This is a genomic window from Marivivens sp. ABH4_498 (assembly GCF_056160585.1).
In genome coordinates this window covers 107,843-122,774 of record NZ_JBSWXL010000009.1, presented here as the reverse complement: position 1 = coordinate 122,774, position 14,932 = coordinate 107,843, and the positions used below count along the sequence as shown (strand labels likewise).

Sequence of the window (14,932 nt, the reverse complement as noted above, 5' to 3'; positions counted from 1 at the left end):
ACCCTGAAAGAGAAAAGGGACCGCAAAGCGATCCCTTTTCCCATCTCTCCCTGTCGGACTTGGCCGACTATTTGGCCAGACGCTACGAAATGGTTCGGGGGTCGTCAACAGGGAAAATACATCTTTTGTGAGACAGGCAAAAAAAACCGCACCCGAAGGTGCGGCAAGTCAGACAGGGAGGAAAAATATCAAGCATTCAGCACTTTACGCCCGACAAATTCACACTAGCGGGAAACGGTTAAGAATGTATTTTAGCATCGTATCTAGTCAGGGGGCCAATATGTCGGACGGAATTTTTATCGGTGGTGGTGGGGCAGGCTATGCAGAGCCGCAGACCCTATTATTTGAATACGCAAACCGCCACGGATTGATCGCAGGTGCGACGGGCACCGGCAAAACGGTCACCTTGCAAATTCTTGCCGAAGGGTTCGCCGCAGCGGGTGTTCCTGTGTTTTTGTCTGACGTCAAAGGCGACCTTTCGGGGCTAGCGGCCTGCGGGTCGGCGGATTTCAAATTGCATGACGCATTCATGAAACGCGCGGACACCATCGGGCTGGATCTGCAGTACGGCAAATTTCCAGTGACGTTCTGGGATTTGTACGGCGAACAGGGCCATCCTGTGCGCACCACCGTTGCGGAAATGGGCCCGCTACTGTTGGCGCGTATGTTGGAATTAACCGACGTCCAAGAAGGCGTATTGAACATCGCGTTCCGCGTCGCGGACGAAGACGGTTTGCCGTTGCTGGATCTAAAAGACCTACAGGCGCTGCTGGTTTGGGTCGGCGAAAATGCGGGCGATCTGTCGCTGCGCTATGGCAATATCGCGTCATCCTCCATCGGTGCGATCCAGCGTCAATTGCTGGTTCTGGAAAATCAAGGTGCGGCGGAATTCTTTGGCGAACCTGCGCTGGCGCTGTCTGACATGATGTCGGTCGATGCGGACGGGCGCGGGCAGATCAACATTCTGGCCGCCGATAAACTGATGCATTCGCCGCGCCTATATGCGGTGTTCCTACTGTGGCTGCTCTCTGAATTGTTCGAAGAACTGCCCGAAGTCGGCAACCCCGATAAACCGAAATTCGTGTTCTTCTTTGACGAAGCGCACTTGCTGTTCGATGACGCGCCAAAGGCGTTGGTAGACAAGGTTGAACAGGTCGCGCGTTTGATCCGTTCCAAAGGGGTGGGCGTTTATTTCATCACCCAAAACCCCGCTGATGTCCCCGAAGACGTTCTGGGCCAATTGGGCAACCGCGTGCAGCATGCGTTGCGCGCGTTTACCGCCAAAGATCAAAAGGCATTGCGCCAAGCGGCGGAAAACTATCGCCCGAACCCCGCGTTTGATATCGCCGACGCCATCACCGAAGTCGGTACAGGCGAAGCCGTGACATCCATGTTGGAACGCAAAGGTATCCCAGGGATCGCGCAGCGAACGCTGATCCGTCCGCCTGCGTCGCAATTGGGCCCGATCACCGCAGCAGAGCGTCAGGCGTTGATGAATGCATCACCATTGGGCGCGAAATACGACAAAACCGTTGATCGTGAATCCGCTTTTGAAATGCTGCGTTCCCGCGCCGATCAGGCCGCCAAAGAGGCCGAAGAGGCAGAGGCCAAAGCCGAAGCCGCCAAAGAAGAGGCCCCCCGCGAATTCCAGAATGCCCGCCGTTGGGATGGTGGCAGCACGAAACGAACGACGTCAAAACGTGTATCGTCCAGCCGCCAGAAAACCGTGGGTCAAGCGATGACCCAAGCGTTAGTCAAAGAATTGGGTGGTACCACAGGGCGCCGCATCGTGCGCGGCATTCTGGGCGGTTTGTTCAAATCCCGCTGATCACTCCAGCGGGCGCACCTTGATCTTGCTTAGGCGGTTTTGTTCTTTGCCGGTCACTTCGAACCGGAACCCATGGAAACTGAATACCTGACCTTCGACGGGGATCATCTGAGCTTCGTGAATGACAAGGCCGGCCAATGTGTTGGCCTCGTCATCGGGCAATTGCCAGTCGCGTGCGCGGTTCAGGTCGCGGATCGTCATGGCACCGTCCACGATATAGGCGCCGTCGCCTGTCGGTTGGATCATATCGTCTTCGGGTTCATCGAATTCATCCGAAATTTCACCGACGATTTCTTCTAGAATGTCCTCTAGGGTAATCAGGCCCTGCAGGCCGCCATATTCATCCACCACCAACGCAAAATGCGTTTTGCGATGCAGGAATTTGCGCATCTGGTCGTCCAAGGTCGTGGTTTCGGGGATGAAATACGGCTCCATCGCGACGGACAGAATATCAAACTGCGCCATTTCGGCGGTGTCCATCTGACCGTCTTCTAGCATTTTGTGCATAGCGCGCAGCAAATCTTTGGAATGCAGGACGCCGACGATGTTTTCCTGATCGTCTTTGTATAGGGGCAGGCGGGTATGGGCGCTGTCCAACACGCGGGTCAGCAATTCGCCAACGGGCAGCGACGCATCCAGCATTTCGATGCCAGAGCGGTGGGTCATGACCTCTTCGACAAATCGGTCAGACAAATCCAGCGCGCCCAGAATACGGTCGCGGTCTTCTTTTTCGACAACACCTTCGGAATGGCCCAGTTGCAATGCGCCTGCGATTTCCTCTCGGACGGCTAGAACGTTGCTGTCGGGGTCAATTCGGACGCCAAACAGACGCAAAACCAAACGCACCAGTACCTGAACGGCGGCAACGACAGGCGAAAAGATCAGGATCACGACCTTGATCGGGGCAGCAACGCGGGACGCAACGGTTTCCGAATTGGTGATGGCATAGGTTTTGGGCAAAACCTCGGCAAAGATCAGAACCAGCAGCGTCATGGCCAGTGTTGCCAGCGCAACCCCGTTCTGCCCGAACACTTTGGTCAATAGCGCGGTCGCCAGCGACGTTGCCAGAATGTTGACCACGTTGTTGCCCAGCAGGATAGATCCGATCAGGCGTTCGTTGTCTTCGGTCACATCCAGCGCCGTTTCCGCGCCTTTGGACCCTTTGTCGGCAGCAGACCGCAATTTACCGCGGCTGGCAGCCGTCAGAGCCGTTTCGGACCCAGAAAAGAAAGCAGAAAAAACCAGCAATACAGCAATCGCAGCAGCGGTCATCCAAAAGGCGGCGTCAATCATCAGTGTCGTCCAAAGGGTCGTTATTATTCGTTTTCGGCCAACGGGTGGTGGGTTAGCACCAGCTCTTTTAGCCGTTCGTCTAGGATATGGGTATAGATTTCGGTTGTTGCCAGATCAGCATGGCCCAACATCGTTTGAATCGCCCGCAAATCTGCGCCGCCCGCCAATAGATGCGTTGCAAAGGCGTGGCGCATCGTGTGCGGAGTCACGGCGTCGGGTGATACGCCAGCAGCGACAGCGATTTCTTTGATCAGGGTGAAAAACCGGTGCCGCGTTAGGTGGCCTAATTTGCCCCGCGATGGAAACAGGAATTTCGATGGCGGTGTGCCTTTGCGTTTGGCCAGATCTTCGGCTGTGTCGCGTTCTGCCAGCCAATCGACCAGCGCAATACGCGCCGCATCTGAAAGGGGCACCATGCGTTCCTTGCCGCCCTTGCCGCGCACCAAAATCATCTGCGGGTTCCCGCGCGCGGCCGCCACGGGCAAGCTGACCAATTCGGTCACGCGCATGCCTGTGGCATATAGGATTTCCATCAGGCAGGTGTTTCGCGTGGTATCACGCCCTGTGCTACGTGCCGCCGACAGCAGCCTGTCGACATCTTCGACCTGCAAAGTTTTGGGCAGCTTTTTCGCTTTGCCCGGGCCTTTGATCTGAACTGCGGGATTGTCGGTACGCCAGCCTTCTTCGAATGCGAAACGATATAGTTGTTTAATGGCGGACAAACGTCGGGCGCGTGTCGACACAGCCAGACCTTCGGCTTCGCAATCGATCAAATAGCCTTCGATCTGGTCGCGCTGGGCCGTGGCGAAATGCAGTTTGCGATATGCCAGCCAACCGATGAAATCGTTCAGGTCGCGGGCATAGGCCAATTGCGTGTTGGTCGCGGCATCCAATTCGGCGGCCTGAGCTTCAAGAAAACTCTGGACCCAGTGGGGCATTGGACGGTCGGCGGTCACAGCGCTCTCTCTAACAGAATATACTGGAGAGCAGCGCGTCTGGCGGTGTCCTCTAATCCGACGGCGCGCAAAGCGGTCAATGCATCCGTGATTTGGCTGCTGTCACCGTCAATGCCGCGATCAATCAGGTGGATTGCGGATAGCAACGCTTCGCCCAGTTTTTGATCGGACAAAAGGGCCGTGATTTTGTCCGGAATGGCCGCGTTGCCGGTAAAGGCATTGTAGACAACGGTTTCGCGAACCGTTTCGGGCGTTACATCCGACACATCACCGCGTGCCACAGCGATCAGAAACGCGTCGTTGGTCGTTGTTGGGATGTAATCAATCGCGGCCTGTTCATATTTGCCGGATAGCAATGCGATATGAAACGCCGTTTGACCGATGTCACCCGTCAAAGGCAGCGCCATGAGGTCATCTGCAAACAATCGCGCAAATGGGACTTCGATCCGCGCGAATTGCGCTGCGGCCCAAGCGGCGGGCAGGGTGGCTGCGACGGATGTCGGGTCTTTGGCGCGTATCGCTGTGTCGAACCGCTGGAATGCCTCGGCGCGGTCCCAGATACCCCCGGATGCAGCAGGGCGCCGCGCGTTATACAGCGACCGCAGAACATTATCATCCACAGCGCCATAGCGTGCCAGCCGTTCAGCGGCCGCTAATTGATTGCGCCAACTGGCAACGCCGCGCAGATCAGCATGCGCAAAAGCGCGCGGCAATTGCGCGGTGGTCAGCGGTTCGCCAATCGCTTCGAACAGGCGGAATTTCAGCGGGGTGACAGGATCAGGGATAGGCAACGCCGTGGCGCTATCATCCATGTCGGCATCAAGGAACCGCAAAAGCAGGTTCACTTCGTCCGTGTCCAGATCGCCCAAAGCCATGCCCGTGTTCAGGATCAACGCGGCAGTGTCCCAATCCCCGCCGCGCGCGATGCAGAACACACGAACGGCGTAGGTGGCGGATAAATCGGGGGCCTCTTGCAGCATTTTACAGGCTGGGGCTTCGGTGCCGGTCAGCAGCGAAATGTCGAACCAACGGCGGAACAGCGCTGGCTCGACTGGGTCGGCAGCCTCTAGCAGGGCTTGGGCCTGTTCCAACGCGCCGATGTCCAACAGTTTGTCGACGCGCGCCATGAACAGCGCACCATCATTGCCCGCGTCCAGCGGCGGTTTGGCTTCGGCTAGGGTCAGCATGACCAAAAGTTCCTGAACCGCAGGGAGCGATTCCGTCGGCGCGTCCGCCATCAGCGTCGTGAGATCCGATTCGTGGCTGTAAGACCAAAGCGTTTGAGGCAACCCGGTGACCGACGATGGCAACAACCCGACAACATCAGGTGATGCGCTGTCCAATGGGCTAACGGTCACTTCGGCAGCAGCGGCGCCATTGGGTTGGTTCGGGTCTATAATGCCGTTATCCAACGGAATACCGACCTGAATTGGGTTCACAGATTGCGACAACCAATCAATGGCCGACAGGGGCGCATTCGTTTGCGCAGAAGCCTGACCAGCCAATAAAACAAAGGAAATCGCGTACCTAGCAGGGGTCATGGATCATTCGATACTAAAGGTCACTGGCGCTGTCACTGTTTCGGACGGAGCCGCAAAATCAGCAGGGAAAATAATCGGGCCGACATAGGCATATACAACCAATGCGATGCCTGCCAAAACCGCAAGGACGATCAGGATTTTTAGAATTCGCCACAACATTATTTTGCCTTTCTTGCCTCAGACGCCTCATGGGCTTTGCACCCTTGGCTGTCTTTATATATGCCCTTGCTGGCAATATCACGCCATTCGGGACGAAAAATGACAACTCGGCAACCGACAGCCGATATCGAGGCAAGTTCAGATAGCCTACCGAAATTCCAATTAAAGCGCACAGTCGTGCTGGTTGGAATGATGGGTTCGGGCAAAAGCGCCATCGGCAAAGCCTTGGCTGAACGTCTGGACGTGCCGTTTTTGGATTCGGACGCCGAAATCGAACGGGCGGCCAACACAACCATTCCGGAAATCTTTGCCCGCGACGGAGAGGACTTTTTCCGCCGCCGTGAAAGCGAAGTCATCAAACGCCTTTTGTCTGGTCCCGCCTGCGTCCTGTCGACGGGCGGCGGCGCGTTCATGGCCGAACGGAACCGCACGGCGATCACCAACCAAGGCGTATCGCTTTGGTTAAAGGCGTCATTGGATACACTGTGGGAACGGGTGCGTCATAAAAATTCGCGCCCCCTGCTACGGACGGCCAATCCCAAACAGACCCTGTCTGATTTGCTGGACCAACGGACGCCAGTGTATTCTTTGGCAAACCTGACGGTCGAAACGCAGCTGAAAAACAGCATCGACAAAACAACAGATGGCGTGATCCAGGCGCTGCTGACGCGTCCTGACGTGCTAGAGGAAACTACAGAATGAATACCGTTCATGTCGGCCTAGAGGGCCGCGAATACGATGTGGTGATCGGCCCTGATCTATTGCAGTCGGCTGGGACGCGTATCGCGCCTATGTTGCGGGTGCCGCGCGTGGCTATTGTGACGGACGATAACGTATCGGGTATTCATCTGGCGACATTGCAGGCGTCATTGGATGCTGCTGGCATTGCGCATGACGCATTGGTTCTGCCTGCGGGCGAATCCACGAAACGCTGGCCTGAATTGATCCGCACGGTTGAATGGCTGCTGGATCAAAAGGTCGAACGCACGGGGCTGGTCATTGCGCTGGGCGGCGGTGTGATTGGCGATCTGGTCGGCTTTGCCGCTGCGATCCTGCGCCGCGGCGTTCGTTTTGTGCAAATTCCGACATCGTTGTTGGCTCAGGTCGATAGCTCGGTCGGGGGAAAGACGGGGATCAACACGGATCACGGCAAAAATTTGGTGGGATCGTTCCATCAGCCGTCGCTGGTTTTGGCCGATACCTCCGTTTTGTCCACGCTGACCCAGCGCGATTTTCTGGCAGGATATGGCGAGGTCGTGAAATACGGCCTGCTGGGCGATGCCGCGTTTTTCGATTGGTTGGAAACCAACGCAACGCGCATGGCCGCAGGGGATATGGATGCCCGCGTTCATGCCGTGACCCGTTCGGTCCAGATGAAGGCCGAAATCGTGTTGCGCGATGAAACCGAACAGGGGGACCGCGCATTGCTGAACCTAGGCCATACGTTCTGTCACGCGTTGGAAAAGGCGACGGGCTATTCCGACCGTCTGCTGCACGGCGAAGGCGTGGCGATTGGCTGTGCGCTGGCGTTCGAAACATCGGCCCGTTTGGGGCTATGTTCCCAAGAGGACCCAAGCCGCGTGCGCGCCCACCTGCGCGATATGGGGATGAAAACCGATGTCACGGATATTCCGGGCGATCTGCCTGATGCGGATGCGCTGCTGGACCTGATGGGCCAAGACAAAAAGGTGATCGACGGCAAACTGCGGTTCATTCTGGCCCGCGGGATTGGGCAATCCTTTGTGACCTCTGATGTGCCGCGCGACGTGGTGCATGGTGTGTTGGTCGACGCATTGCGCGGCTAAGAGGGCCAAATAGGCAAAAAGAAAGGGCAGCGTTTGCTGCCCTTATTTATTTTAGAACGGGATTTCGTCGTCCATGTTCGAACCGCCGCCCGATGGCGCGCCGCCACCCGATGGGCCGTTGTCATAGCCGCCGCCGTAACCGCCGCCCGATGGGCCGTTATCGTAACCGCCGCCACCGTAGTTGCCACCGCCGCCTTGGCCGCCGCCGTCACCGCGACCGCCCAGCAGGGTCAGGGTGCCGGTATAGGGGCGCAGAACGACTTCGGTGCTGTAACGATCTTGGCCGTTCTGGTCCTGCCATTTGCGGGTTTCCAGCTGGCCTTCGATGTATACGGTGGACCCTTTGCGCAGGTATTGTTCTGCGATGCGGCCGACGGCTTCGTTAAAGATGGCGACCGAATGCCATTCTGTGCGTTCGCGGCGTTCGCCTGTGTTGCGGTCTTTCCAGTTTTCCGATGTCGCAATGCGCAGGTTGACGACTTTGCCGCCGTTGCTAAAGCTGCGGACCTCTGGATCGCGGCCCAAATTGCCGATCAGAATGACTTTGTTCACGGATCCGGCCATGCGGCATCTCCCTCGAATCTGAATGTTATTTGCAGGAGGTTACATCACCCTGCGTTTGGTATTGAAACCCAAATATCGGCTTTCGGGGCGGAATCCAATGCATTGGGGCGGCAAACCTTTGCCTATCCACAGGTATTGTTTGGTGATTTGGCAAAGTTGGATGTAGATTCCGCCCGTTGTAACAAACTGCGGTGCATCACATGCTGAACCTACGAATTTGGACCATCGCATTGGCGGGCCTGTCTATTGGCGCAGCACCTGTTGCTGCCGATACCGTTTCAACGTCGTCCCGCATGGCGTTGTTCCAAAGTCAGCTGAATGTATTGGATGGTCGTGCGTCCGAACAATATTCCAGTTCCACGCGGTTAAACCCCGAACGCGATGCGATCGTAACAACCGCGACGCCGCAATACATCGGTAATTACAACGGACCCTATTTGGCAACGGCCAAACAAATGGCGCGCAGGTACGCCATCCCCGAAGGATTGTTTCTACGTCTGGTCCAGCAAGAAAGTGGTTGGAACGCCTCGGCCCGTAGCCATAAAGGCGCGATCGGTTTGGCGCAGTTGATGCCGGGAACGGCTGCTTTGTTGGGGGTGAACCCGAACAATCCTACAGAAAACCTAGAAGGCGGCGCGCGATATTTGCGTCAGCAGTTTGACCGTTTTGGACGTTGGGATTTGGCGTTGGCTGCCTATAACGCAGGACCAGAGGCGGTAAGCCGCTACAATGGCATTCCGCCGTATCGCGAGACTCAAAATTACGTACGGGTGATCTGGGGCAGTTAAACGGCGTACATCTTGCGGAATGCAGATGGCGTATGTCCCGTTTCAGATTGAAAGCTGCGCGTAAAATAGGCCGCTGATGAAAACCCCAAATCTTGAGCGATGGTTTTTACAGGTGTTTTTGTGCTGCGCAGACGTTCGCGCGCATCAAATAGGATGCGGTCGTGCAATATAGCCAAAGCCGACCGCCCGCAGGTTTGATTACAGCACCGCGTTAGATGTGTTGGCGTCACGCCCAGTTCTGCCGCGAATTCCGCCACGCCTTTGCCCGATGCGAAATCACGTTCCACCAGATCGGTATATGCGGCAACCAATCGCGCCTGAGATGTCCGTGCGCGTGCATGGGATTCGACGGGGGGGTGTTCATCGATCTGGCGTTCGAAAAAGACGGATAGAATACCCAGCATATACAGGGCAGCGCGGTTGTGACCTTCGCGGGTGGAATTCAGTTCGCGTTCCAGTGCATCAAATTGACCAGCGATTTCATTTTGCGCATGGACGTCCCGCAGGCGTAGATGCACGGGCATATCGGGCCAATCGGATTGAACAGCACTGGGGATCGTTAACATATGGCCGAACACCATTGGGCCGACTTCGTATCCGTACATCGTGTGCGGGGGGATGTAGATCAGATTGTTCGGACCATAGCCGCTGGTCAGACCTGCAACCGTGATACGACCCTGACCTTTGGTGAAATAGATCAGGCGAGCCGTCGAATGGCTGCGCATGGCTTCGGTTTGCCAACGGTTCTGTGCGTTCTTTGCCTGAATAGAAGTCAGGGCCAAACGGTTTTGATCTGATGGTACGTCCATAATACGCCTATCGATGTTCGATAAGTGAAAGACGTTAGCCTATTTGCGATTCGAATCAAGTCTCACGACTTAGGGGCGGTGAACGGGCGTCCAGTCGCGCATGCTTTTGCGGAACCACGTGCGCTGACGTTTGGCGTATTGGCGGCTGGCGATGACGGCAGCCTGGGTCGCGTCAGGTAATTCCATGCGCCCCTGTAGATAAGCGATCATTTCAGGTGCGCCGATGGCTTTGGACGACAGGCGGGCAGGGTCCCAGTCATCCAACATGCTGCGCGCTTCGTCCAATGCGCCGGCGTTGATCATTAGATCAAAGCGCTGGGCGATCCGGTTGTTCAGCCAATCCACATCTGTGTGCATGACCAATGGCACAGCGTCCGCGATCGGCAACAAAGGGGGCGGGGTGTCATCCTGCCAATCGGCGATGGAACGTCCCGTGGCGCGCAGCACTTCCCATGCGCGCTGTACGCGCGCGCGATTTTGAATGTCGATGCGTGCGCGCGTTTTGTCGTCCAGATCCTCTAGCAGATGGTCCAGATCAATCTGGTCTGCCTCTTCGCGGATTTCGAGCGGAGTCAGCGGGATGTCGGCCAAACCTTCGGTCAACGCTTTGAAATACAGGCCGGTGCCACCGACTATGATTGGGCGCTGCGCACCCGTCAAATAGGGCGCAACATCGCGCAGCCAGTGACCAGTGGAATAATTGGCATCATAGGGAACATGCCCATATAGCGCATGGTCTGCACGACCCAGATCATGATCGTCTGGACGAGCGGTCAAGATTCGCCAACCATCAAACACCTGTAGCGCGTCCGCATTGACGATGATGCCGCCTTGCGCTTCGGCGATTTGCAAAGCCAGTTCCGATTTACCAGATGCGGTCGGACCTGCGATCAATACAGGGCGGTCATCAGGGATAGCGCTAAAATCGATCACAGTTGTCTTTCTTTCTTTTTGCGTCTTAGGGGAAATTTTCCGGTTTCCCACCATTGCACATTTGCCCCTTTTGGCGCATTTTTGCGGAAATTTACAGACCAATGCGAGGACGCCCCCATGAGCGAGACCAAAGACGTAAAGTTTAACCGGGTCATGCTCAAGATATCAGGCGAGGCGCTGATGGGTGACACCCAATTCGGTCTGAATCCCCCCACCGTTGAACGTATCGCCAAAGAGGTGAAAGCCGTTCACGATATGGGCGTCGAAATTTGCCTTGTGATTGGCGGCGGCAACATTTTCCGCGGCTTGTCCGGTTCCGCCCAAGGGATGGAGCGTACCACTGCCGACTATATGGGCATGCTGGCAACAGTGATGAACGCGCTGGCTATGCAGGGCGCATTGGAATCGCTGGGCGTCTACACCCGCGTGATTTCCGCGATCCCGATGGATCAGGTCTGTGAACCTTACATCCGTCGCCGCGCTGTGCGCCATTTGGAAAAGAAACGCGTTTGTATCTTTGCGGCGGGTACGGGTAACCCGTATTTCACCACCGATACCGCTGCGGCGTTGCGCGCGACCGAAATGCAATGTCAGGCCATTTTCATGGGCAAACAGGTGGATGGCATCTACGACAGCGACCCGAAAACCAACCCAGACGCAAAACGCTATGATGACATTTCCTATGACGAAGTGCTACGCGCGAACCTGAAAGTCGCCGACGCATCCGCGATTGCGCTGTGCCGTGATAACAAAATGCCGCTGATCGTGTTTAACCTGAACGATCCGGGCGGTTTTAAAGGCGTCATGGCTGGCCAAGGCACCTACACCACCGTTCATACCTGACGCGAGCGCTGGGCCTGAAATGGCACAGCTTTGCGCATTCGACCAAACATGAGTTGTGGCGCAGGGCGCCATGGCTTAGACAGTCATCCAAACTTGCAAAAGACGAGACCGACACATGTCCGAAGATTTCGAACTGGATACCGATGACCTGACCCGCCGCATGGACGGCGCAATCACTGCGCTGCGCGCGGAATTTGCATCGCTGCGTACCGGTCGTGGCTCTGCCTCGATGCTGGACCCGATCATGGTTGACGCCTACGGTCAGCCGACCCCGTTGAACCAGGTTGGTACTGTAAACGTGCCTGAACCACGCATGGTGACCGTCAACGTCTGGGACAAAAGCATGGTTGGCAAGGTGGAAAAGGCGATCCGCGAATCCGGTCTGGGCATTAACCCACAGCTAAATGGCACCATCATCATGTTGCCGATCCCTGAACTGAACGAAGAACGCCGCCGCGAGCTGGGCAAAGTTGCTGGCCAATACGCCGAACACGCCCGCGTTGCGATCCGCAACCTGCGCCGCGACGGCATGGATCAGGTGAAAAAGGCTAAGGCGGATGGCCTTTCCGAAGATGACCAGAAATTCTGGGAAGGCGAAGTTCAATCGCTGACCGACCAGTATATTAAAAAGATCGATGATCAGCTTGAATCGAAACAAGCTGAGATCATGCAGGTCTAATTTACCGAGTATGCCATTGGGGGCGTGTATGACTGACAAAAAATCTGACGACGCGCCCTCTGGCCCTAGACATGTGGCCATCATCATGGATGGGAATGGCCGTTGGGCCCAAAAACGCGGTCGCCCGCGTTTGTTTGGCCATCAGGCCGGTGCCCGCCGTGTCCGCGAAATCGTCGAGGCTTGCCCCGAAAACGGCGTGAAATACCTGACGATTTTTGCATTTTCGACGGAAAACTGGAAGCGGACCCAGACCGAAGTTGCCGGTCTGATGACCTTGTTCCGCCGTTACATCCAAAAAGAGGCGCACGATCTGCACAAAGCAGGCGTTCGCGTGCGGTTCATCGGTGATCGGATAAAATTGGACGACAAATTGGTCTGTCTGATGGACGATCTGGAGTTGCTGACCTCTGGCAACGACAAATGTCACCTGACGATCGCCATCAACTATGGTGGCCGTGACGAAGTGACCCGCGCCGCAAAACGCATGGCCTATGAGGTTGAACAGGGTCGTCTGCGCCACGAAGATGTGGATGCGGAAACTCTGTCCAAATTCTTGGACACTCATGTGTTGCCTGACCCCGATCTGGTGATCCGCACCAGCGGCGAGGCGCGCATTTCTAATTTCCTGCTGTGGCAATCCGCCTATTCGGAATACGAATTTGTCGATACGCTGTGGCCCGATTTCACCGCCGAAGAATTCGGCAAGGTGGTCGGCAAATACGGAACACGTGACCGCCGCTATGGCGGAGTGAAAGCATAACGTGCGCGAAAAGATTAAAGACAAATGGCGTGACCTAGGGCCGCGCGTGGTTTCGGGTTTGGCGCTTGCAGCGATTGGCGGCACGGCTTTCGTGCTGGGCGGGTTGGTGTTTTTGCTGTTCATTTCCATCTGCGCAGGACTGATGGTGTGGGAAACATCCCGCATGGCTGCGCCAGAAAAGTTGAGCCAAAACAAAATCTTGGGCGTCATAGCTGGCGTGGCTGTATTTGGCGCGATCGTGTTGCCAATGTCCGCCGAAGGTTTGGTTTTCATTGCCGTTGCAATTGCGGTTTATGTTAACGCAACGCGCGACCGTCTGTGGCTGTCGCTATACGCGCTGTTGGTGATGGTCGCTTGGGGAACGATGTGGTTCCTGCGCGAAGTTTCCTTTCCTTATTCTGTTTGGCTGATTTGCGTCGTCGTCGCGTCTGACGTTCTGGGCTATTTCGCTGGCCGCACGTTGGGCGGGCCAAAATTCTGGCCTGCGATCAGCCCTAAAAAGACTTGGAGCGGCACAGTCGCAGGTTGGATCGGTGCGGCCGCTATCGGGTTTTGGTTTGCCAAAGGCGGCGTGGATAACGCGCTGGCGTTGGCGATCACGTCGGTGTTCATGGCCTTTGCTGGCCAGATGGGCGACATCGTGGAAAGCGCGCTGAAACGTCGGGCAGGGGTGAAAGACAGCTCTAACCTGATCCCCGGTCACGGTGGCCTTTTGGATCGCTTTGATGCGTTGATGTTTGCGGCTATCATCATGGGCGGATTTTTGGCGGCCGTTGCGCCGTTCGTATCGGCCAAAGGGCACTGATGAAACGGATTTCGATTTTCGGCGCGACTGGCAGTATCGGCCAAAGCACGATTGACCTGATTAAACGCGATCAGGCGAATTACGACGTTGTCGCGTTAACAGGTGGTCGCAATATCGCGCAGCTTGCCGACGATGCTAAACGCCTGAACGCTGAAATTGCGGTTACCTGCTATGACGACGAACTGCCTGCTTTGCGTGATGCGTTGGCGGGCACTGGGATCGAATGCGCCGCCGGAACGCAGGCTGTTATCGACGCCGCACATCGCCCTGTTGATTGGGTTATGTCATCGATTGTTGGCGCGGCTGGCCTGACGCCTGGTTTGGTCGCATTGCAACAGGGCGCCACCTTGGCCTTGGCAAACAAGGAATCGCTGGTCACTGCGGGGCCATTGCTGATGCAAACAGCGCGCGATCATGGGGCCACAATCCTACCTGTGGACAGCGAACATTCGGCCGTTTTTCAGGGCCTTGTAGGCGAAGATCAGGCCGCTGTAGAACGTGTTATCATCACTGCATCTGGCGGTGCTTTCCGCGATTGGCCGATGGCCGATTTGGCCTTGGCCACGGTCGAACAGGCCAGCGCACACCCGAATTGGGATATGGGCCAACGGATCACTATCGATAGCGCGTCGATGTTTAACAAAGCATTAGAGGTGATTGAGGCGAAAGAATTCTTTGGCTTTAACCCGTCGCAGATCGAAGTCGTCATCCACCCCGAAAGCCTGATCCACGCGATGGTTGGTTTTCACGATGGCGCGTTGATGGCCCATGTCGGCGCACCCGATATGCGGCACGCTATTGGCTATGCGCTGCATTGGCCCGACCGCAAACATTTGCCGGTTGAACGACTGGATTTCAGCAAAATCAGCCAGATGACGTTTCGTGCGCCTGACGCTGACCGTTATCCCGCGCTGCCGCTTGCGTGGCGGGTGATGGAAACGGGCGGTTTGGCGGGGGCCGTGTTTAACGCGGCCAAAGAACGCGCGCTGGACGGGTTTATCGATCGCCAAATCGGGTTTTTGGATATGGCGCGGGTGGTTGAAAAAACGCTGGATCGTGTCGACATTGACCGCGATGGACGCAATGCGCCCGCAGACCTAGATACCATCATGGCCGCCGATGCAGAGGCGCGCGCCAAAGCGACAGAACTAATAAAGGCAGTTGTCTAA

At 56.3% G+C, this 14,932-nt stretch carries 16 protein-coding genes; 9 read left to right on the top strand and 7 right to left on the bottom strand.

The window, feature by feature from the left end:
• Positions 1–280 precede the first annotated feature (280 nt).
• Complete coding sequence (locus ACXAGA_RS15520) at positions 281–1,828, top strand: helicase HerA-like domain-containing protein (RefSeq protein ID WP_475118374.1); 1,548 nt, start codon at positions 281–283, stop codon at positions 1,826–1,828.
• Here the strand turns inward: ACXAGA_RS15520 and ACXAGA_RS15515 are convergent, their stop codons facing one another.
• Genes ACXAGA_RS15515 through ACXAGA_RS15500 form a run of 4 tightly spaced genes read right to left on the bottom strand, consistent with a single transcriptional unit; the run spans position 1,829 to position 5,777 of the window.
• Positions 1,829–3,121: an HlyC/CorC family transporter gene (locus ACXAGA_RS15515; RefSeq protein ID WP_475118373.1), complete on the bottom strand. Its 1,293-nt coding sequence runs from the start codon at positions 3,119–3,121 to the stop codon at positions 1,829–1,831.
• Positions 3,122–3,144: 23 nt separating this feature from the next.
• The gene (locus ACXAGA_RS15510) at positions 3,145–4,059 is read right to left on the bottom strand and encodes a site-specific tyrosine recombinase XerD (protein ID WP_475118396.1); all 915 of its coding nucleotides are present in this window, start codon (positions 4,057–4,059) and stop codon (positions 3,145–3,147) included.
• 14 nt (positions 4,060–4,073) lie between these two features.
• Positions 4,074–5,618, bottom strand: coding sequence for a hypothetical protein (locus ACXAGA_RS15505; protein ID WP_475118372.1), 1,545 nt, complete (start codon positions 5,616–5,618; stop codon positions 4,074–4,076).
• A 3-nt stretch (positions 5,619–5,621) separates the two neighbouring features.
• Positions 5,622–5,777, bottom strand: a complete 156-nt coding sequence (locus ACXAGA_RS15500; protein ID WP_475118371.1) for a hypothetical protein — start codon at positions 5,775–5,777, stop codon at positions 5,622–5,624.
• 99 nt (positions 5,778–5,876) lie between these two features.
• Between ACXAGA_RS15500 and ACXAGA_RS15495 the strand changes: the two genes are divergently transcribed.
• Positions 5,877–6,479 (top strand): shikimate kinase, encoded by a 603-nt coding sequence (locus ACXAGA_RS15495; protein ID WP_475118370.1) that lies wholly within the window; start codon positions 5,877–5,879, stop codon positions 6,477–6,479.
• On the top strand, positions 6,476–7,582 hold the full coding sequence (aroB, locus tag ACXAGA_RS15490) for a 3-dehydroquinate synthase (RefSeq protein ID WP_475118369.1): 1,107 nt from the start codon (positions 6,476–6,478) through the stop codon (positions 7,580–7,582). Before ACXAGA_RS15495 ends, aroB begins: the two co-directional genes overlap by 4 nt.
• A gap of 51 nt (positions 7,583–7,633) precedes the next feature.
• On the opposite strand, the gene ssb is transcribed toward aroB, so the two are convergent.
• On the bottom strand, positions 7,634–8,146 hold the full coding sequence (gene ssb / locus ACXAGA_RS15485) for a single-stranded DNA-binding protein (protein ID WP_475118368.1): 513 nt from the start codon (positions 8,144–8,146) through the stop codon (positions 7,634–7,636).
• A 200-nt stretch (positions 8,147–8,346) separates the two neighbouring features.
• Here ssb and ACXAGA_RS15480 point away from each other — a divergent pair, with 200 nt between their 5' ends.
• Complete coding sequence (locus ACXAGA_RS15480; RefSeq protein ID WP_475118367.1) at positions 8,347–8,934, top strand: lytic transglycosylase domain-containing protein; 588 nt, start codon at positions 8,347–8,349, stop codon at positions 8,932–8,934.
• Here the strand turns inward: ACXAGA_RS15480 and ACXAGA_RS15475 are convergent.
• Positions 8,931–9,743 (bottom strand): AraC family transcriptional regulator, encoded by an 813-nt coding sequence (locus tag ACXAGA_RS15475; protein WP_475118366.1) that lies wholly within the window; start codon positions 9,741–9,743, stop codon positions 8,931–8,933. The two genes, ACXAGA_RS15480 and ACXAGA_RS15475, sit on opposite strands and share 4 nt — an antisense overlap.
• A 69-nt stretch (positions 9,744–9,812) precedes the next feature.
• Positions 9,813–10,676 (bottom strand): tRNA (adenosine(37)-N6)-dimethylallyltransferase MiaA, encoded by an 864-nt coding sequence (gene miaA, locus ACXAGA_RS15470; protein WP_475118365.1) that lies wholly within the window; start codon positions 10,674–10,676, stop codon positions 9,813–9,815.
• 117 nt (positions 10,677–10,793) lie between these two features.
• Here miaA and pyrH point away from each other — a divergent pair, with 117 nt between their 5' ends.
• The 5 genes from pyrH (at position 10,794) to dxr (ending at position 14,932) form a co-directional block, all read left to right on the top strand.
• Positions 10,794–11,519 (top strand): UMP kinase, encoded by a 726-nt coding sequence (gene pyrH, locus ACXAGA_RS15465; RefSeq protein ID WP_475118364.1) that lies wholly within the window; start codon positions 10,794–10,796, stop codon positions 11,517–11,519.
• A gap of 115 nt (positions 11,520–11,634) precedes the next feature.
• Positions 11,635–12,198, top strand: coding sequence for a ribosome recycling factor (frr, locus tag ACXAGA_RS15460; RefSeq protein ID WP_475118363.1), 564 nt, complete (start codon positions 11,635–11,637; stop codon positions 12,196–12,198).
• Positions 12,199–12,226: 28 nt separating this feature from the next.
• Positions 12,227–12,958, top strand: a complete 732-nt coding sequence (uppS, locus tag ACXAGA_RS15455) for a polyprenyl diphosphate synthase (RefSeq protein ID WP_475118362.1) — start codon at positions 12,227–12,229, stop codon at positions 12,956–12,958.
• Between the two features lies 1 nt (position 12,959).
• Positions 12,960–13,763 carry a phosphatidate cytidylyltransferase gene (locus ACXAGA_RS15450; protein WP_475118361.1) on the top strand — a complete coding sequence of 268 codons (804 nt, stop codon included), beginning with the start codon at positions 12,960–12,962 and terminating at the stop codon, positions 13,761–13,763.
• Positions 13,763–14,932: a 1-deoxy-D-xylulose-5-phosphate reductoisomerase gene (dxr, locus tag ACXAGA_RS15445; RefSeq protein ID WP_475118360.1), complete on the top strand. Its 1,170-nt coding sequence runs from the start codon at positions 13,763–13,765 to the stop codon at positions 14,930–14,932. The genes ACXAGA_RS15450 and dxr overlap by 1 nt, the downstream gene beginning before the upstream one ends.